This window comes from Achromobacter pulmonis, assembly GCF_002885955.2.
Lineage (GTDB): Bacteria > Pseudomonadota > Gammaproteobacteria > Burkholderiales > Burkholderiaceae_B > Achromobacter > Achromobacter pulmonis_A.
In genome coordinates, this window is record NZ_POQS01000005.1 from 485,703 (window position 1) to 502,815 (window position 17,113).

The 17,113-nt window shown below is 67.3% G+C and carries 18 protein-coding genes; 13 read left to right on the forward strand and 5 right to left on the reverse strand.

The annotated features are described in order from the left end of the window. The first annotated feature begins 3 nt into the window (after positions 1-3). Positions 4-2,100 carry an ATP-dependent DNA helicase gene (locus C1I89_RS21105; RefSeq protein WP_102774509.1) on the forward strand — a complete coding sequence of 699 codons (2,097 nt, stop codon included), beginning with the start codon at positions 4-6 and terminating at the stop codon, positions 2,098-2,100. Between the two features lie 33 nt (positions 2,101-2,133). Here the strand turns inward: C1I89_RS21105 and C1I89_RS21110 are convergent, their stop codons facing one another. Continuing rightward, the gene (locus tag C1I89_RS21110; protein WP_102774510.1) at positions 2,134-2,922 is read right to left on the reverse strand and encodes an outer membrane protein assembly factor BamD; all 789 of its coding nucleotides are present in this window, start codon (positions 2,920-2,922) and stop codon (positions 2,134-2,136) included. Between the two features lie 107 nt (positions 2,923-3,029). Here C1I89_RS21110 and C1I89_RS21115 point away from each other — a divergent pair, with 107 nt between their 5' ends. The 12 genes from C1I89_RS21115 to C1I89_RS35620 all read left to right on the forward strand — a co-directional run bounded on the left by C1I89_RS21115 (position 3,030) and on the right by C1I89_RS35620 (position 12,978). After that, positions 3,030-4,040 (forward strand): RluA family pseudouridine synthase, encoded by a 1,011-nt coding sequence (locus tag C1I89_RS21115; protein WP_102774511.1) that lies wholly within the window; start codon positions 3,030-3,032, stop codon positions 4,038-4,040. Continuing rightward, complete coding sequence (pgeF, locus tag C1I89_RS21120) at positions 4,028-4,795, forward strand: peptidoglycan editing factor PgeF (RefSeq protein WP_102774512.1); 768 nt, start codon at positions 4,028-4,030, stop codon at positions 4,793-4,795. Before C1I89_RS21115 ends, pgeF begins: the two co-directional genes overlap by 13 nt. Positions 4,796-4,918: 123 nt before the next feature. Then, positions 4,919-6,556, forward strand: coding sequence for a class I poly(R)-hydroxyalkanoic acid synthase (phaC, locus tag C1I89_RS21125; protein WP_102774513.1), 1,638 nt, complete (start codon positions 4,919-4,921; stop codon positions 6,554-6,556). Positions 6,557-6,629: 73 nt separating this feature from the next. Beyond that, complete coding sequence (phbB, locus tag C1I89_RS21130) at positions 6,630-7,367, forward strand: acetoacetyl-CoA reductase (RefSeq protein ID WP_102774514.1); 738 nt, start codon at positions 6,630-6,632, stop codon at positions 7,365-7,367. A 117-nt stretch (positions 7,368-7,484) separates the two neighbouring features. Continuing rightward, complete coding sequence (phaR, locus tag C1I89_RS21135; protein WP_042792481.1) at positions 7,485-8,051, forward strand: polyhydroxyalkanoate synthesis repressor PhaR; 567 nt, start codon at positions 7,485-7,487, stop codon at positions 8,049-8,051. 225 nt (positions 8,052-8,276) lie between these two features. Then, entirely contained in the window at positions 8,277-8,813 is a 537-nt protein-coding gene (locus tag C1I89_RS21140) for an iron transporter (RefSeq protein WP_102774515.1), read from the forward strand. Then, a complete protein-coding gene (locus C1I89_RS21145; protein ID WP_440130656.1) occupies positions 8,810-9,169 on the forward strand; it encodes a cupredoxin domain-containing protein in 360 nt (119 codons plus the stop codon). The genes C1I89_RS21140 and C1I89_RS21145 overlap by 4 nt, the downstream gene beginning before the upstream one ends. 14 nt (positions 9,170-9,183) lie before the next feature. Then, on the forward strand, positions 9,184-10,035 hold the full coding sequence (locus tag C1I89_RS21150; RefSeq protein WP_102774516.1) for an FTR1 family iron permease: 852 nt from the start codon (positions 9,184-9,186) through the stop codon (positions 10,033-10,035). 39 nt (positions 10,036-10,074) lie between these two features. Further along, a complete protein-coding gene (locus C1I89_RS21155; RefSeq protein ID WP_102774517.1) occupies positions 10,075-11,472 on the forward strand; it encodes a 4Fe-4S binding protein in 1,398 nt (465 codons plus the stop codon). 58 nt (positions 11,473-11,530) lie between these two features. Continuing rightward, entirely contained in the window at positions 11,531-12,403 is an 873-nt protein-coding gene (locus tag C1I89_RS21160) for a PhzF family phenazine biosynthesis protein (RefSeq protein WP_102774518.1), read from the forward strand. A 66-nt stretch (positions 12,404-12,469) separates the two neighbouring features. Further along, the gene (locus tag C1I89_RS21165) at positions 12,470-12,760 is read left to right on the forward strand and encodes a nucleotidyltransferase family protein (RefSeq protein ID WP_102774519.1); all 291 of its coding nucleotides are present in this window, start codon (positions 12,470-12,472) and stop codon (positions 12,758-12,760) included. Then, positions 12,757-12,978 carry a HepT-like ribonuclease domain-containing protein gene (locus C1I89_RS35620; RefSeq protein ID WP_102774520.1) on the forward strand — a complete coding sequence of 74 codons (222 nt, stop codon included), beginning with the start codon at positions 12,757-12,759 and terminating at the stop codon, positions 12,976-12,978. The genes C1I89_RS21165 and C1I89_RS35620 overlap by 4 nt, the downstream gene beginning before the upstream one ends. Positions 12,979-13,112: 134 nt before the next feature. Here C1I89_RS35620 and C1I89_RS21175 read toward each other — a convergent pair whose 3' ends face one another. From C1I89_RS21175 to cphA, 4 genes are all read right to left on the reverse strand, one after another. Continuing rightward, positions 13,113-13,451 (reverse strand): BON domain-containing protein, encoded by a 339-nt coding sequence (locus tag C1I89_RS21175; protein ID WP_102774521.1) that lies wholly within the window; start codon positions 13,449-13,451, stop codon positions 13,113-13,115. A gap of 73 nt (positions 13,452-13,524) precedes the next feature. Continuing rightward, on the reverse strand, positions 13,525-13,689 hold the full coding sequence (locus C1I89_RS21180; protein ID WP_006389411.1) for a DUF1328 domain-containing protein: 165 nt from the start codon (positions 13,687-13,689) through the stop codon (positions 13,525-13,527). Between the two features lie 27 nt (positions 13,690-13,716). Further along, positions 13,717-13,917: a CsbD family protein gene (locus C1I89_RS21185; protein WP_042792487.1), complete on the reverse strand. Its 201-nt coding sequence runs from the start codon at positions 13,915-13,917 to the stop codon at positions 13,717-13,719. Positions 13,918-14,482: 565 nt separating this feature from the next. Continuing rightward, a complete protein-coding gene (cphA, locus tag C1I89_RS21190) occupies positions 14,483-17,053 on the reverse strand; it encodes a cyanophycin synthetase (protein ID WP_102774522.1) in 2,571 nt (856 codons plus the stop codon). Between the last annotated feature and the right edge of the window lie 60 nt (positions 17,054-17,113).

The window sequence follows — 17,113 nt, forward strand, 5'->3', positions numbered from 1 at the left end:
CTGATGCTGGACCTGGATATTTCCGAATTCTTCGACGAGGACGGCCCTCTGGCCACGGCCTTGCCCGGCTACAAGCCGCGCCCCGCGCAAGTGGAGCTGTCCCAGGCCATCGGCCAGGCCATCCAGGACCGCGCCACGCTGGTGGCCGAGGCCGGCACCGGCATCGGCAAGACCTGGGCCTACCTTGTACCCGCCTTCATCCAGGGCGGCAAGGTGCTGATCTCCACCGGTACCCGCACCCTGCAGGACCAGCTTTTCTCGCGCGACCTGCCGCGTGTGCGCGCCGCGCTGGCCGCGCCGGTGACGGCCGCGCTGCTCAAGGGCCGCGGCAACTACGTCTGCCATTACCACCTCGACCGCCTGCAGGGCGACGAGCGCGCGCTCAAGTCGCGCAGCGAAATCCAGCAGCTGCGCCAGATTCAGGTGTTCGCCGGCATCTCCAAGACCGGCGATCGCAGCGACCTGGCGCAGGTGCCCGAAGACGCCGACATCTGGCAGCGCGTCACCTCCACGCGCGAGAACTGCCTGGGCCAGGAATGCCCGCGCATCCGCGACTGCTTCGTGGTCAAGGCCCGCCGCCAGGCGCAGGAAGCCGACGTCGTGGTCGTCAACCACGCGCTGTTCATGGCCGACCTGGTGCTGCGCGAAGAGGGCGTGACCGACCTGCTGCCCGAAGCCGACACCGTCATCTTCGACGAAGCGCATCAGTTGCCCGACACCGCCACGCGTTTTCTGGGCAGCAGCGTGTCCACTCACCAGCTGATGGACTTCGGCCGCGCCATGGAGGCCGCGGGCCTGGCCTACGCGCGCGAAGCGGCCAAATGGAGCGACGTCAGCCGCCACCTGGAGACGGCCGCGCGCGAGCTGCGCCTGGTCTGCGCGCCGCTGGACCGCATGCCCGGGCGCAAGGCCACCTTCGAGGCCATTCCCAATGCCGACGAGTTCGACGCCGCGCTGCACGTGCTGCGTGAGGCCGTCGACGGCGCGGCGCAGGCCCTGGCCGCGGTGTCCGAAAAACATCCCGACCTGATGGCCGCGGCCCGCAGCGGCGCCGAGATTTCCGCGCGCCTCAAGCGCTGGGCCACGCCCGGCCGCACGGGCGCGGAGCCGGCCGACGAAGGCTGGGGCCGCGACGACCAGGCGCCCGAACCGGTGGCGCAATCCGTGGCCGGAGACGGCCTGCCCACGCCGGCCGCCATCCTGGCCGGGGCCGCGGCCGCCGCGCAGCAATGGACCGGCCCGGCCGTGCGCTGGGTCGAGCACGGGCAGCACCACGTGCGCCTGCATTCCGCGCCCTTGTCGGTGGCGCAGGCCTTCTCCAAGTACCGCAAGCCCGGCCAGGCCTGGATCATGACGTCGGCCACCTTGTCGGTGAACGGCGAGTTCACGCACTTCACCAGCCAGCTGGGCCTGGACCAGGCGCGCACCGGCAAATGGGAATCGCCGTTCAACTATCCCGAGCAGGCCTTGCTGTTCGTGCCCCGCGGCATGCCCGAGCCGCAGTCCCCGCAGTTCCTGGACCGTTTCGTGCAGACGCTGATGCCGCTTCTGGAGGCCAGCCCGGGCGGCACGCTGGTGCTGTGCACGACGCTGCGCGCGGTGGACAAGGTCGCGAACCTGCTGGCCGATGAATTCGACGACGCCGGCCACGACTGGCCCCTGCTCAAGCAGGGCGACGGCACGCGCCGCGACCTGCTGGACCGCTTCTGCCGGCTCCAGCATCCGGTGCTGGTGGGCAGCGCCAGCTTCTGGGAAGGCATCGACCTGCCCGGCGACGTGCTGACCCTGGTGGCGATCGACAAGCTGCCGTTCGCCCCGCCCGACGATCCGGTGATCGAGGCGCGGCTGCGCGCCTGCCGCGCGCAGGGCGGCAATCCGTTCTCGGAATACCAGTTGCCCGAGGCCGCGATCTCGCTCAAGCAGGGCGCGGGCCGGCTGATCCGTACCGAATCGGATTGGGGGGTGTTGATGGTGGGCGACGGCCGTCTGGTCGAAAAACCCTACGGCAAGCGTCTGTGGCGCGGGTTGCCGCCGTTTGCGCGGACCCGGGAATTGGAAGAGGTGCTGGCGTTTTATCGGCGCAAGGCCGAGGGCGGGTAGCGCGCGGCCCATCGGCCGCGCGCGGAAATCAGATCAATCGAACGGATTCCACCAGCTCCGGTCCGCCTTCAGGCCCTTGGTGCGGAACTCGCTGTTGGGGAAGTTCTTTTCGTAGACGCGCTGCGAGTCGTTCTTCAGTTCGGTCATGCCGAGCTTGTCGTAGGACTCGACCATCAGGTAGAGCGCTTCCTCGGTGGCCGGCACGCCTTCGAAGTCGGTGATGACGGTCTGTGCGCGGTTGGCCGCGGCCACGTAGGCGCCGCGCTCGTAGTAGTAGCGCGCGACGTGCACTTCGTTCATGGCGATGGTGTTGACCAGCCAGGCCACGCGCTTTTCCGCGTCCACCGTGTACTTGCTGTCCGGATAGCGCTTGATCAGTTCGTTGAAGGCGTCATAGGACGCGCGCAGGCCCTTGGGGTCGCGCTCGGACGGGTCCTGGCCGGTGATGTTGCTCATGAAGGCGCTGGCCGGCGTGAAGTTGATCAGGCCTTTCAGGTACAGCGCGTAGTCGGTGCCCGGATGGTTGGGATAGAGCTGCTGGAAGCGGTCGATGGCGGCCAGGGCCTGTTCGTTTTCGCCGTCCTTCCAGTTGACGTAGGCCAGCTCCAGCAGGGCCTGCTGGGCATAGACGCCGAAGGGGTAGCGGCTTTCGATGGCGGTCAGGCGTTCGCGGGCTTCTTTCCAGCCGCCCGAGGACATTTCGGCCTTGGCGTCGGCGTAGAGCTGCTCGGCGCTCCAGTTTGCGGTCTTGTCGTACTTGCTGTTGGACGAGCCGCAACCGGCGATCGCGATGACGGCAACCAGCGCGATGACCACGCGCAAGATCGGCCCGCTGCGGGAGGCGGGGTTCGAGGGAGCTGCGGAGTGGTGAATCACGAGAATCCTATCCTTGGTGTTAGCATGGCAGGCTGATTATATGATTTGTCTCCATGTCTGATACAGCCGCCGGCGCCGATCTCGTTTCCGACGATGACTTCCTGGGTATTCCGGACGGAAATCCGGAGCAGAATCCCAGGGGAGAACCGCAACTTGTAACCGTGCCTGACGGCACGCGGGCCGACCGGCTCGACAAGGTGCTGGCGGGGCTGATGCCCGATCATTCCCGCAGCCGGCTGCAGGGCTGGATCGAAGCCGGCAACGTCCACGTCAACGGCGCGCCCGGCAAGGTCCGGCAGACGGTCGGCCCGGGCGACGAGATCGCCGTGTGGCCGCAGCCCGCGCCCGAGGCGCTGGCCTTCTCGCCCGAACCGGTGGAATTCGGCGTGGTCGCCGAAAGCCCGGACTGGATCGTGGTGAACAAGCCCGCGGGGCTGGTCACGCATCCCGGCGCGGGCAACTGGAGCGGCACCCTGCTCAACGGCCTGCTGCACCGCTATCCCGAACTGGCCCAGGTGGCGCGCGCCGGCATCGTGCACCGGCTGGACAAGGACACCTCCGGCCTGATGGTCGTGGCCCGCAACGAAACCGCGCAAACCCATCTGGTGCGCCAGCTGCAGGCGCGCAGCATGGGCCGCGAATACGTGGCGCTGGCGCATGGCTGGCTGGCCGCGGCCGGCAAGGTCGATCGCCCGATCGGGCGCGATGCGCGCGTGCCGGTGCGCATGAGCGTGGAGCGGCCGGTGGCGCCCAAGCCCGCCGTGACCCATTATGCGCCGGCGCGCCGCGGGCAGGTCGAGCCCGGCGGGCGCGTCACCGAAGTGGTGTGCCGCCTGGAAACCGGCCGCACCCACCAGATCCGGGTGCACCTGGCCAGCCTGGGGCACCCGCTGCTGGCCGATACCATTTACGGCGGCAAGCTCATCGCGGGCGCGCAGCGGCAGATGCTGCATGCGCGCGCGCTGCATTTCGAAGATCCGGGCGGCCGCGGCGAAGTCGAATTCACCGCCGCGGCGCCCGCCGACATGACCCAGGTACAGGAAAGCATCGCATGGAACGCGTAGTGGCAGGCCTGCCGGTGGTGACCGGCCCGCAGTGGGCGGGCGTGAACTATTTCTGCACGACGCGCGCCGGCGGCGCCGGCGTCGCGCCGCACGACACGCTGAACCTGGGCCGGCGCGCCGGCGACGATCCCGACACCGTCGCGGAGAACCGGCGCCGGGTGCGCGCGGCCGTGCCGGACGAGCCGCTGTGGCTGCGCCAGGTCCACGGCAGCGAGGTGGTGGATGCGGATCGCGCCGACCTGCCCGAGGAGCCGGCGGTCGACGCCAGCGTCACCGCGCGTCCCGGCCGGGTGCTGGCCGTCATGGTGGCCGACTGCCTGCCCGTGGTGATCGCCGACGCGCAGGGCACGGTGCTGGGCGCGGCGCATGCCGGCTGGCGCGGCCTGTCGGGCGGTGTGCTCGAAAACACGCTGGCGGCCATGCGCGCCAAGGCGCCGCAGGCCGCCGGCTGGCGCGCCTGGGTGGGGCCGGGCATCGGCCCGCAGGCGTTCGAAGTGGGCCAGGACGTGCTGGACGCCTTCGTCGCGCAGGCCGAGGACGCGCGGCGCTACTTCACGCCGCGGCCCGAGCGGCCGGGAAAATGGCTGGCTGACCTCGCCGGTCTGGCCGATTTCCGCCTGCGCCGCGCCGGTGTAGAAGAAGTGCACCTGAGCGGCCTGTGCACCGTGGCTCAAGCGGACCGGTTCTTTTCCTACCGGCGCGATGGAGAAACCGGCAGAATGGCCTTGCTGGCCTGGCTCCAGCGGAATTCTTGATCTTTCGCAAGAAGACCGTTTGGGTTTGCGGTCTGCGCGGCAGCTCTCCTTGTATACCCGCATTGACAGGCCCTGACCCGGAATGCAACATCAATCGCGTAGTTTCGATAACAAGGTGTCGAAGTGAATGCCAATCTCTCCGCCGCAGGGCCCATTCCGGTGAGCGTGGCACCGGAAGCACTGGCCGACATACAGGCCGAATTCTCTCGCGAATGGCAACGCCTTTGCGATGATGCACGCCGCGGCGCGCTCGCCCCGCCGCCGGACCGCCGTTTCGCGGGCCAGGCCTGGGCCGCCAATCACTCGCACCTGCTGCTGGCGCACACCTATCTGTTGTCGGCTCGCGCCATGTCGCGCATGGTCGACGCCGCGCAGGTCAGCGAACCCTTGCGCGAGCGGCTGCGCTTTTCCATCATGCAGTGGGTCGACGCGCTGTCGCCGTCGAACTTCCTGGCGCTGAATCCGGACGCGCAGCAATCCATCGTCGAAAGCGCCGGCCGCGCGCTGAATGAAGGCCTGGCCAATCTGCTGGGCGACGTCAAGAAAGGCCGCATCACGCAGACCGACGAGACCAAGTTCGAGATCGGCCGCAACGTGGCAGTGACGCCCGGCGAGGTCGTGTACGAGAATCCGCTCTTCCAGCTGATCCAGTACGCGCCGTCCACCGCCACCGTGCACGAGCGCCCGCTGGTCATCGTGCCGCCCAACATCAACAAGTTCTATATCCTCGACCTGCAGCCCGAGAACTCCTTCGTGCGGCATGCGGTGGAGCAGGGTTTCACGGTCTTCCTGATCTCGTGGCGCAATCCGGTCGCCAGCGACACCGACGGCGTGGACCGCGCCACCTGGTCCGACTACCTGGACAACGCGGTGCTGCAGGCGCTGCGGGTGGCCAGCGACATCACCGGCCAGCCGCAGGTCAACGCACTGGGTTTCTGCGTGGGCGGCACGATGCTGGCCTCGGCGCTGGCGCTGGCCGAAGCGCGCGGCGAGCATCCGGTGGCCTCGCTGACGCTGCTGACGTCGCTGCTGGACTTCCACAACACGGGCGTGCTGAACGTGTTCGTCGACGAGGCCCACGCGCTTTTGCGCGACCATCAGCTGGGCAAGGGCGGGCTGATGCCGGGGCGCGAGCTGGCCACCACCTTCTCGTTCCTGCGGCCCAACGAACTGGTCTGGAACTACGTGGTCGGCAACTATCTGAAGGGCCAGACGCCGCCTGCCTTCGACCTGTTGTTCTGGAACGGCGACAGCACCAATCTGCCCGGTCCCTTCTTCTCCTGGTACTTCCGCAACACCTACCTCGAAAACAATCTGAAGGTGCCCGGCGGCGCGCAGGCCGCGGGCCTGCCGCTGGACCTGACGCGCCTGCAGATGCCGGCATACATCTTCGGCTCGCGCGAGGACCACATCGTGCCCTGGGTCTCGGCCTATGCGTCCACCCAGGTGCTGCGCGGTCCGCAGCGTTTCGTGCTGGGGGCTTCCGGGCATATCGCCGGCGTGGTCAATCCGCCGGCCAAGAAACGCCGCAGCTACTGGGTGGCGGACGAACTCGAACAATCGGGCCATTACCTGCCCGGCGATCCCAACGCCTGGCTGGCGCAGGCGGTGGAGCAGCCCGGCAGCTGGTGGCCGGACTGGACCCATTGGCTGGCCGGCCATTCCGGCAAGCAGGTCAAGGCGCGAACCAAGTTGGGCAACGCCAGGCACCGGCCGATCGAACCGGCGCCTGGCAGGTATGTGAAGGTCCGGGCAGCCTGAAACCGCGGATTGCGGTAGGCCCGGGGCAGTAAATCAATCAACGAGGCGTCCGTCGCACACAGGAGGAAATCCAATGAGCGGAAAACTGGCTTACGTTACAGGCGGGATGGGCGGGATCGGCACCTCAATTTGCCAGCGCCTGGCCAAAGATGGCTTTCGCGTGGTGGCAGGCTGCGGCCCCAGCCGCAATTACCAGCAGTGGCTGGACGAACAGGCCGCGCAGGGCTATACGTTCTACGCGTCCGTGGGCAATGTGTCCGACTGGGACTCCACGGTGGAGGCCTTCGAGCGGGTCAAGCGCGACCTCGGTCCGGTCGACGTGCTGGTCAACAACGCCGGCATCACGCGCGACGGCTTGTTCCGCAAGATGAGCGCCGACGACTGGCGCGCCGTCATCGACACCAACCTCAACAGTCTTTTCAACGTGACCAAGCAGGTGATCGACGACATGGTCGAGCGCCAGTGGGGCCGTATCGTCAACATCAGCTCGGTCAACGGCCAGAAGGGGCAGTTCGGCCAGACCAACTATTCCACGGCCAAGGCCGGCATCCACGGCTTCACCATGGCGCTGGCGCAGGAAGTGGCCAGCAAGGGCGTCACGGTGAACACCGTGTCGCCCGGCTACATCGGCACCGACATGGTCCGCGCCATCCGTCCCGACGTGCTGGAAAAGATCGTCGCCACCATTCCGGTGCGCCGCCTCGGCACCCCGGAGGAAATCGCGTCGATCACGTCGTGGCTGGCCTCGGATGAGTCGGGCTTCTCGACCGGAGCGGACTTCTCGCTCAACGGCGGCCTGCACATGGGCTGACGCACACCGGCCGCCGGCAGGCGGCCCCCTGGCGCCGGACGGTCTCGGGGAGAGGGCCGTCCGGCATTACACTAACCTTATTCTAAGTCTTAGAGATCGCCCGATCCGGGGACAACCATGACGCAAGCACAAACCGGCGCCAGCCTGCGCCTGATTAAAAAGTACCCCAACCGTCGCCTGTACGACACCCGGACCAGCACCTACATCACGCTCGCCGATGTCAAGCAACTGGTCCTGGCCAACGAGGAGTTCCAGGTCGTCGACGCCAAGAGCAGCGAAGACCTGACCCGCTCCATCCTGCTGCAGATCATTCTCGAAGAGGAAAGCGGCGGCATGCCCATGTTCTCCTCGAACATGCTGTCGCAGATCATCCGTTTCTACGGCCACGCCATGCAGGGCATCATGGGTTCGTACCTGGAGAAGAACATCCAGGCCTTCATGGAAATCCAGCAGCGCATGGCCGAGCAGTCCAAGGGCCTGTACGGCAGCCAGTTCGGACCCGAGGCCTGGGCCCAGTTCATGAACGTGCAGACGCCCATGCTGCAGAACATGATGAACAACTACATCGACCAGAGCAAAAACCTGTTCGTGCAAATGCAGGACCAGATGCAGGACCAGACGCGCGCAATGTTCTCGACCTTCCCGTTCACGCCGGGCGGCACGCAGGGCCCGGGCCGCAAGTAGCCGCGCCGTCGCGCCACACCTTGAATGTGCACGCCCCTGCGGGGGCGTTTTGTTTTGCCGGCCGCCGCGCCGGGCCGCGAAGCGCGCTTGACCAAACGCAACGATCTCGGAATTTTCCCAGGCGCAGGTTCAGGGATATGTCAGTTGTTTTGGTTACATTAATGAAAACGGTTCTTGTTTATGTTTTTGAGCCGCCACTTCATTCGTGTCTCGAGGATTATGCACATGTTCAAGAAAGCCTTGGCCCTGGCCATCGTCGCGCTGAGTGCTTCCGCCGCGCATGCGGCCGAATACCCCATCGGCAAGCCGGTGGAGAAGGGCGGCATGGAAATCGGCGCCGTGTACCTGCAGCCGATCGAAATGGACCCGCCCGGAATGATGCGTCCGGCGAAGGATTCGGACGTCCACCTCGAGGCCGACATCCACGCCACCGCCGGCAACAAGACCGGTTTTCCCGAGGGCGAGTGGGTGCCTTACCTGGTCGTGAAGTACGAGATCCAGAAGGTCGGCAGCGACAAGATCCAGAAGGGCACCTTCATGCCCATGGTCGCCAACGACGGCCCGCACTATGGCGAAAACATCAAGCTGGAAGGTCCGGGCAAGTACAAGCTGAAGTACTCTATCCTGCCGCCGACGGCAGACAAGATGAGCCACTTCGGCCGCCACATCGACAAGGAAACCGGCGTGGGTCCGTGGTTCGAGCCGTTCGACCTGGAATATGAATTCGTCTTTGCCGGCACCGGCAAGAAGGGCGGCTACTGATCGTGAAACGCCTGCTCCGCGTCGCCGCCGCATTGCTGATCGGCCTGGCCGGCCTGGCCGGCACGGCGCCCGCGCGGGCGGCCGACCTGCCCACCTTCACCCTGAAGTTCAAGCCCGACGGCACGTTCGAGCCCGCCACGCTGGAAGTGCCGGCGGGCCGTTTCAAGATCGAACTCATCAACGAAAGCAACGAGCCGGTGGAATTCGAAAGCATTCCGCTGCGCAAGGAAAAAGTCCTGGGCCCGGGGGTGAAATCCTTCGTGGTGATCACCATTTCGCGCCCGGGCGAATATCCGTTCTTTGACGACTTTCACCAGAGCGTGAAAGGCACCCTGGTCGTCAAACCCAAGGAATAACGCGGTACCTATACATGGAACAGGTTCTATTCATCGTCTGGCGTGAAAGCGTCGAAGCCATGCTGGTGGTGGGCATTCTGTACACCTGGCTGCGCTCCACGCCGGAAGGCAAGCGCGGGCTGAACTACCTGTGGGGCGGCGTGGCCGGCGGCCTGGCCCTGGCCGTGGCGCTGGCGCTGGTGCTGCTGGGCGTGTCGTCCTGGCTCAGCGACGAAGGCCAGGAATGGTTCCAGGCCATCATGTCGCTGGCCGCCTGCGCGCTGGTGGTGCAGATGGTGGTGTGGATGAAGAAGCACGGCCGCACGCTCAAGGGCGAACTCGAAGGCGGCGCGCGGGCGTCCATCGCCAACGACAACTGGTGGGGCCTGTTCGTGCTGGTGGCCATCGCCGTGGCCCGCGAAGGCAGCGAAACCGTGGTGTTCCTGTACGGCACCGTGTCGGCCGGCAGCGACGGCAGCAGCATGCTGATGCTGGCGCTGGCCGGCGTCGCCGGCTTCGCGATGGCGTTGCTGACCTTCTGGCTGCTGCAGCTGGGCGGCAAGCTCATCACCTGGCGCCGCTTTTTCCGCGTGACCGAAATCCTGCTGCTGCTGCTGGCCGGCTCGCTGCTGGTCGGCGGCCTGGACCACCTGATTTCCCTGGACGTGCTGCCCACGCTGGTCGATCCGGTCTGGGACAGCTCCTGGCTGCTGGACGACAGCACCGGCCTGGGCAAGGTGCTGGCCGACTTCGCCGGCTACCGCGCCTATCCCGCCCTGATCTCGGTGCTGTTGTGGGCGGCGTACTGGCTCGCCGTCTGGGCGCTGCTGCGCTGGGCCGATGCAAAGCCCGGCCGGGCGGCGTCGGCGGCCCGCAGCGCGTCCTGACCCGGAGCCGCACCGGACCGAACACTCGAAGGCTAGACCATGGCTGCTGCACTCGGGAGGGCGACCTCCCGTATCGCCGATTTCCTCCGCGACCATGCCCCGCTGCTGCGCAAGCTGCAGTGGGGCATCGTCGCGATATACGCATTCCTGCTGATCGTGCCCGTGCTGCTGCCGCTGCCGGACAACGCGTCATCGGTGTTCAACAACCTGACCATCGTCGCGCAGTTCGCGTTCTGGGGCGTGTGGTGGCCGTTCGTGCTCATCTCCATGCCGATCCTCGGCCGCGCCTGGTGCGGCTGGCTGTGCCCCGAGGGCATGCTGACCGAATGGGCCAGCGAACGCGGCAAGGGGCTGGCGATTCCCAAATGGATACGCTGGGGCGGCTGGCCGTTCGTGGCGTTCGCGCTGACCACCATCTACGGCCAGCTCGTCAGCGTGTACCAGTATCCGCTGGCGGTGCTGGCGGTGCTGGGCGGTTCCACGGCGGCCGCCATGGTGGTCGGCTGGCGCTATGGCCGCAGCAAGCGGGTCTGGTGCAAATACCTGTGCCCGGTCAACGGCGTGTTCAACCTGCTGGCCAAGCTGGCGCCGTGGCACTTCAAGGTCGATGAAGAAAAATGGCGCCATCCCGTCATCCGCATCGAACCCATCAACTGCGCGCCGCTGGTGCCGCTGCGCCACATGAAGGGCGCGGGCGATTGCCACGTCTGTGGACGCTGCAGCGGCTACCGCGGCGCGATCCAGCTGACCCCGCGTTCGCCCGAAGAGGAAATCGTCCGCGTCGCCTCGGGCGATCCCTGGCAGACGGCGCTGCTGTGCTTCGGCATGATGGGCATCGCCATGGGCGCCTTCCTCTGGACCGCCAGCCCCTGGTACGTGACCGCCAAGCAATGGGCGGCCACGTGGCTGGTCGAGCACGACATCATGTGGCCGCTGCTGGACAACGCGCCCTGGTTCATCCTGACCCATTACCCCGAAGTCAACGACAGCTTTTCGTGGCTGGACGGCGCGGGCATCTTGCTGTTCGTCTTCGGCGCCGCGATCAGCGTCGGCGGCGCGGCCTTCCTGTCGCTGTGGATCGCCGACCGCCTGGCCCCGGCCGCGCCCGAGCCGGGCGAAACCGCGGGGCGCTGGGGCCGTCCGGGCCTGCACAAGCTGGCCCAGGCCCTGATCCCGTCGGCCGGCATCGGCGTGTTCCTGGGCCTGTCGGCCACCACCATCAACCTGCTCAAGCACGAGGGCGTGGAGGCTGCGTGGGCCGCGCCGGTGCGCTTCACGCTGTTGAGCCTGGCGGTGCTGTGGACGCTGCGCCTGTATGCGCGCCTGCTCAAGCCGCGCGCGGCCAGCGCCTGGCGCAAGGGCCTGGCCTGGCTGACGCTGGCGGCCGGGCTGGCGCCGTTCTGCATCGCCTGGGTGCTGTTCTTCGCGATCTGGTAGCCGGCCCCGGGGGGCTGCGATAAAGTGGAGGGCCGCTTCCACGACATCGCCTGCTCCCATGGCTTCATACGCTTTCCGCCTGCTCAATGTTTTTGCCGCCACCACGTTCGGCGGCAACCAGTTGTGCGTCTTCGAAGACGCGCGCGGCATGGACGACGCCACCATGCTCAATCTGGCGGCGCAATTCAACCTGTCCGAAACCACGTTCATCCTGCCGTCGCAGCGCGCCGACGCGCGCGTGCGCATCTTCACGCCGGGCTACGAAATGAAATTCGCCGGCCATCCCACCATCGGCACTTCGCAAGTGGTGCGCGACCTGTTCAAGACCGGCGATGCGCTGACACTGGAATTCACGGCCGGCGTCGTGCCGGTGACCGCGCAAGGCGACGCCTGGACCTTCACCGCGCCCTGTCCCGACGGCGTGCGCACCGCGCCGCCGACGCTGGGCCGGGCAGAGATCGCCGGCCTGGCCGGGCTGGACGAGTCGGACCTGCTGGACGACCCGATCTGGGTGGACACCGGCGCGGACCAGCTGCTGGCGCCGCTGGCCAGCGTGGACGCGGTGCGCCGCGCCGCGCCCGACGTTTCGCGGCTCGAGCGCTGGCAGGCCAACAGCCTGGATCGCAAGATCCTGTACGTGTTCGCCTTCGACGGAGACCGCAGGCAGGACGGCCGGCAGGTCGTGGTGGCCCGCTACTTCTACGCCAAGCCCGGCGGCGGCGTGAACGAGGACGCCGGCACCGGCTCGGCCTGCGCCAACCTGGGCGGCTGGCTGCGCCATCGCGGCCATGCCTTGCCCGCCAGCATCCTGGTGGAGCAGGGCGACCAGATGGGCCGCCCATGCCGGCTGCTGCTGGACGTCCAGGCCGACGGCCGCATCCAGGTGGGCGGGCGCGCGCTGGAGATCGGGCGGGGTGTCGTGGATATCTGATCGCGCGGTTGTCTTCCAGCGCCGGTTGCACTACCGTGGAACCAGACCATGTAGGGAGACCGCCCGATGAAACCGTCTGAAGCCCTGGACTCGAACCGCATCGTGATCCGGCGTGTGGTCGAATCCCATCGAGCCCGCAATGCCAGGGTTTTCGGTTCCGTGCTGTACGGCCTGGATACCGAAGGCAGTGATTTGGACATACTCGTCGACCCGACAGCGGAAACGACGCTGATGGACGTGGCCGCCATTCAAGTGGAATTGCAACGTCTGCTCGGCGTGTCGGTCGACGTGCTGACTCCCAAGGCTTTGCCCGATGCGTTTCGCAACCGGATTCTCTCCGAAGCCGTGCCGGTATGACGCAAGCGCAGCGCATCCCCGACTACCTCGCGCATATTCTGGAGGCGATCGATCGCATCCATCGTTATACGTCCGACATGGATGAAGCCTCGTTCCTGGCCAATGAGCTGGTGCAGGACGCTGTCATTCGCAATATTGAGAGATTCAGAGCGACTTACCCGCCTTGCGCAAGCAGATCCATGGCGTGCAGGCCGATATCGCTCCCAACCCAGGCATGAAGTCCTGACGAAGCATTCACTGATCCGGGGCCCAAAGGCTTTGGGTCCGCGCATGGAACCGCAAAGAAAACGGCGCCCGCATATCGATGCAGGCGCCGTTTGCCGCTTCGGGCGCAGCCCGAAGCCATCTTGCCTTAACGCTTGTTCTTGGCAGGGTCGACCTTGACGTTGTTCATCACCTGCTTGACGCCTTCGACTCCGCGCGTGACGGTGGCGGCGTGATCGGCTTCGGCGGCGGTGCCGACGGTGCCGGTCAGGGTGACGACGCCGTTATTCGTTTCCACGGCGATGTCGAGCGCGCTCAGCTGCTTGTCGGCCACGAAGGCTGCCTTGACCTTGGTGGTCACGGTGGCGTCGGACGCATATTCACCCACGGACTGTTTCGGCTTGCCGTCGTCGGCGGCAAAGGCGATGGAAGTGAAGGCGGCGCCCGTGCCCAGTGCGGCGGCGGCGATCAGCTTGCGTAGTTCCATAGTCGTGCTCCTTGTTGATATGGTTGGGCGCGTTCGAGGCGCAACAGTGGTCGGAATGCCTTGGGTACGGGTTCTATTTCTTGCGGAATGCGCCGCCCAGGATGGACAGCAGCGCCAGTACCAGGAAGACGAAGAACAGGATCTTGGCGATGCCCGCGGCGCCGGCGGCGATGCCGCCGAAACCCAGGACAGCCGCGATGATGGCGATGACGAAGAAAACGACGGCGTAGTGCAACATGTCAGCTTCTCCTGGTGGGGTGAGGGATCAGGGATTGCGGTCGAAGAAGTCGCGGACTTCCTTCTCGGCTTCTTCCCGGGTCTTGCCGTAGCGTTCCTGGATCAGGCCCGCCAGGCGTTCGGCGTTGCCTTCGGTGCGGGTCAGCTCGTCATCGGTGAGTTCGCCCCAGGCCGCTTTCGCCTTGCCCGTCAGTTGTTTCCATTTGCCCGCGATGATGTCGTTATTCATGGTGACCTCTCCGTTTGCATGCGGCGGCGGGGTTTGCGGCCTACAAACCTTGCCCCCGCGGTTGAGTGGGACACTGATCAGTCGGCCTGTCTGGCGGATGCCGCCGGCGCAGGCCATGTATTCAACGTACGGGGCGCCGGCAAGCGCTGTCAAACGCGGCTGTGGGCAAATGTAACGGCGCCGCGAGGGCGGCTTCGCGGAATTTCCGGCGGCAGGGGTTGCAGGCGCACTAGGGGCGTACGTTACATTCTGGCAACGTCTTGTCCGCTTTTGTGGGGAGGCTGGTAACGGGATCTACGGGCGGAGCCGGGCGCCGCGGCAGGGTATAGTCGTGGCGGAATCCGCGCGGGCGGAATGAAAGAGGAGCAGGGATGACGCAACGACTTTGCAGTGCGATCTTGTTGGCGCTGGCCGCGATGGCGGCGACGGGATGCGCGCAGGTGACGGACCGCTACCAGGCCAATGCGCCAGCGGCGGCCGCCGCCGGCTGAGCCGGGCCGCAAGCGGCCATGCATGAAAAAGGGGCGCCCGCGGGCGCCCCGTTGCATTGCGCCGACGCGCCGCTTCAGGCTTGCGCGATGCGGCCGGCGATATGCGCCAGCGCCTCTTCCACCTGGTCCACCAGGATCAGGCACAGGTCGCCCGGCGTCAGGCGCGCGAGCGCGGTGTCGATAGCCAGGAACTCGCCGTAGATCTCATCGACGCGCTTGCTGCGCGTGGCGTTGGCCAGGCCCTGCTGCAGCAGGGCCAGCACCTCGCCGTCGGCGCGGCCGCGCTGGCACTGGTCCTGATAGAGCACCACCTCGTCGAAGGCCTCGCCCAGGATCTCGGTCTGCATGCGGATGTCTTCGTCGCGCCGGTCGCCGGCGCCGCTGATGACGACCGAGCGGCGCTTGGCCGGCATGGCGTCCACCGCGCGCACCAGCGCCAGGATGGCGTCGGGGTTGTGGCCGTAGTCCGCGATCACCGTGGCGCCGCGGTAGTCGAACACGTTGAAGCGTCCGGGCGCGGTCTGGGCGTCGTTGACGAAGCTGGCCAGGCCGCGGCGGATCACGTCCTCGCTCAGGCCCAGCGCCCAGGCCGCGGCGACCGAGGCCATGGCGTTCTCGACCTGGAAGCTGATCGTGCCGTTGCGCGTGAGAGGAATCGCCGCCAGCGGATAGCGCGTCTCCGCCGCGCCCTGCGCGGCCACGATCGCGTCGCCGTCGCGGTACACGGCGCGCAGGCCCTGCGCGCGGTGCGTGGCCATCACCGGATGGTTGCGGTCCTCGGCGAAGTAGGTGATGGAGCCCGGGCAGCTCGCGGCCATTTCGGCCACGATGGGGTCGGCCGCGTTCAGCACGGCGGTGCCGTCGGGATGCACGTGCTGCACGATCACGCGCTTGACCACGGCCAGGTCCTCGACGGTGCTGATGTAGCCCAGGCCCAGGTGGTCGCCCATGCCGATGTTGGTGACCACGGCGACGTTGCAGCGGTCGAAGGCCAGGCCTTCGCGCAGGATGCCGCCGCGCGCGGTCTCGAACACGGCCGCGTCCACGTCGGGATGCATCAGCACGCTGCGGGCGCTGCGCGGGCCGCTGCAGTCGCCGGTGTCGATGCGCAGATTGTCCACGTAGACGCCGTCGGAATTGGTCATGCCGACCCGGTTGCCGGCCACGCCCAGGATGTGCGCGGTCAGGCGCACCGTGGTGGTCTTGCCGTTGGTGCCGGCCACCGCCACCACCGGGATGCGGCCGTCGTCGCCGTCGGCGTACATGTTCGCGATGATGGCCTCGCCCACCGCGCGGCCCTTGCCGAACGAGGGGTTCAGGTGCATGCGCAGGCCGGGCGCGGCGTTGACTTCGACCACGCCGCCGTGCTGGTCCTCGAGCGGATACAGCACGCTTTCGGCCACCACGTCCACGCCGCAGATGTCCAGCCCGATCATGCGGGCCGCGGACACCGCGCGCGCCGCCATCTCGGGATGCACTTCGTCGGTCACGTCCGTGGCCGTGCCGCCGGTGCTCAGGTTGGCGTTGTTGCGCAGCAGGATCAGGGTGCCGGCCGGCGGCACGGAATCGGCCTCGAAGCCCTGCTTCTTCAGCGTGGCCAGGGCGATGTCGTCGAAGCGGATCTTGGTCAGCGAGGTCGCGTGGCCGTCGCCGCGCAGCGGGTCGGCGTTGACCTGGTCGACCAGCTGGCGAATGGTGTGCTGGCCGTCGCCGGTGACCTGCGGCGGGTCGCGGCGCGAGGCCGCCACCAGCGAGCCGCCCACCACCAGCAGGCGGAAGTCATGGCCCGGGATGTAGCGTTCGACGATGACCTCGGCGCTGATCTCCTCGGCTGCCTCGAACGCCTGGATCACGCGCTCGCGGGTCTCGATATTGACCGCCACGCCGCGTCCCTGGCTGCCGTCGCGCGGCTTGACCACGACCGGGCCGCCCAGTTCCTGCGCCGCGGCCCAGGCGTCTTCGGCGGTGGTGACCGAGCGTCCCATCGGCACCGGCACGCCGGCGGCGTCCAGCAGCATCTTGGTCAGGTCCTTGTCCTGCGCGATGGATTCGGAGATGGCGCTGGTCCTGTCGGTCTCCGCGGCCTGGATGCGGCGCTGCTTGCTGCCCCAGCCGAACTGCACCATGCTGCCCTGCGTCAGACGGCGGTAGGGAATATTGCGCGCGACCGCGGCGTTGACGATGGAGCCGGTGCTGGGGCCCAGGCGCACGTCTTCGTCCAGCTCGCGCAGGCGCTTGAGGGCGTCGGCCAGGTCGAACGGCGCGTCGTCCAGCGCGGCGCGCACCAGCGTCTGCGCCAGCTCCATGGCCAGCCGGCCGACTTCCTCCTCGCTGTATTCCACCACCACCTGGAACACGCCGGGCTCGATGGTGGAGGCGACGCGGCCGAACGTGACCGGGCAGCCGGCGTGGGCCTGCAGCGTCAGCGCGACGATCTGCAGCACGTGGGCGATGGACACCGCGCCCTGGTGGCCTTCGGGGCGCAGCACCCCGGTCTGCGGCAGCCGCGCGCGCAGGCGCGCTTCGAACTCGGGCAGGTTGTCGATGGAGCACTCGGCGTCGGCGCAGGAGACGATGGCCTCGATCGCCGTGTTCTTGCTCCACAGATTGGGACCGCGCAAGGCTCGGATACGGGAAACTTCCATGGCAGGTATTCCTGTCTAGCTCGCGCGCGCCCGCGCGATGCGCAGGGCGCGCGCGGATAT

Excerpts from the sequence above, each read along its gene's own strand:
- cphA (WP_102774522.1), bottom strand. The coding sequence starts at position 17,053 with ATGGAAGTTTCCCGTATCCGAGCCTTGCGCGGTCCCAATCTGTGGAGC.
- C1I89_RS21175 (WP_102774521.1), bottom strand. The coding sequence starts at position 13,451 with ATGGAACTACGCAAGCTGATCGCCGCCGCCGCACTGGGCACGGGCGCC.
- phbB (WP_102774514.1), top strand. The coding sequence starts at position 6,630 with ATGAGCGGAAAACTGGCTTACGTTACAGGCGGGATGGGCGGGATCGGC.
- C1I89_RS21150 (WP_102774516.1), top strand. The coding sequence starts at position 9,184 with ATGGAACAGGTTCTATTCATCGTCTGGCGTGAAAGCGTCGAAGCCATG.
- C1I89_RS21180 (WP_006389411.1), bottom strand. The coding sequence starts at position 13,689 with ATGTTGCACTACGCCGTCGTTTTCTTCGTCATCGCCATCATCGCGGCT.
- C1I89_RS35620 (WP_102774520.1), top strand. The coding sequence starts at position 12,757 with ATGACGCAAGCGCAGCGCATCCCCGACTACCTCGCGCATATTCTGGAG.
- C1I89_RS21140 (WP_102774515.1), top strand. The coding sequence starts at position 8,277 with ATGTTCAAGAAAGCCTTGGCCCTGGCCATCGTCGCGCTGAGTGCTTCC.
- C1I89_RS21105 (WP_102774509.1), top strand. The coding sequence starts at position 4 with ATGCTGGACCTGGATATTTCCGAATTCTTCGACGAGGACGGCCCTCTG.
- C1I89_RS21185 (WP_042792487.1), bottom strand. The coding sequence starts at position 13,917 with ATGAATAACGACATCATCGCGGGCAAATGGAAACAACTGACGGGCAAG.
- C1I89_RS21160 (WP_102774518.1), top strand. The coding sequence starts at position 11,531 with ATGGCTTCATACGCTTTCCGCCTGCTCAATGTTTTTGCCGCCACCACG.
- phaR (WP_042792481.1), top strand. The coding sequence starts at position 7,485 with ATGACGCAAGCACAAACCGGCGCCAGCCTGCGCCTGATTAAAAAGTAC.
- pgeF (WP_102774512.1), top strand. The coding sequence starts at position 4,028 with ATGGAACGCGTAGTGGCAGGCCTGCCGGTGGTGACCGGCCCGCAGTGG.
- C1I89_RS21155 (WP_102774517.1), top strand. The coding sequence starts at position 10,075 with ATGGCTGCTGCACTCGGGAGGGCGACCTCCCGTATCGCCGATTTCCTC.
- C1I89_RS21165 (WP_102774519.1), top strand. The coding sequence starts at position 12,470 with ATGAAACCGTCTGAAGCCCTGGACTCGAACCGCATCGTGATCCGGCGT.
- C1I89_RS21115 (WP_102774511.1), top strand. The coding sequence starts at position 3,030 with ATGTCTGATACAGCCGCCGGCGCCGATCTCGTTTCCGACGATGACTTC.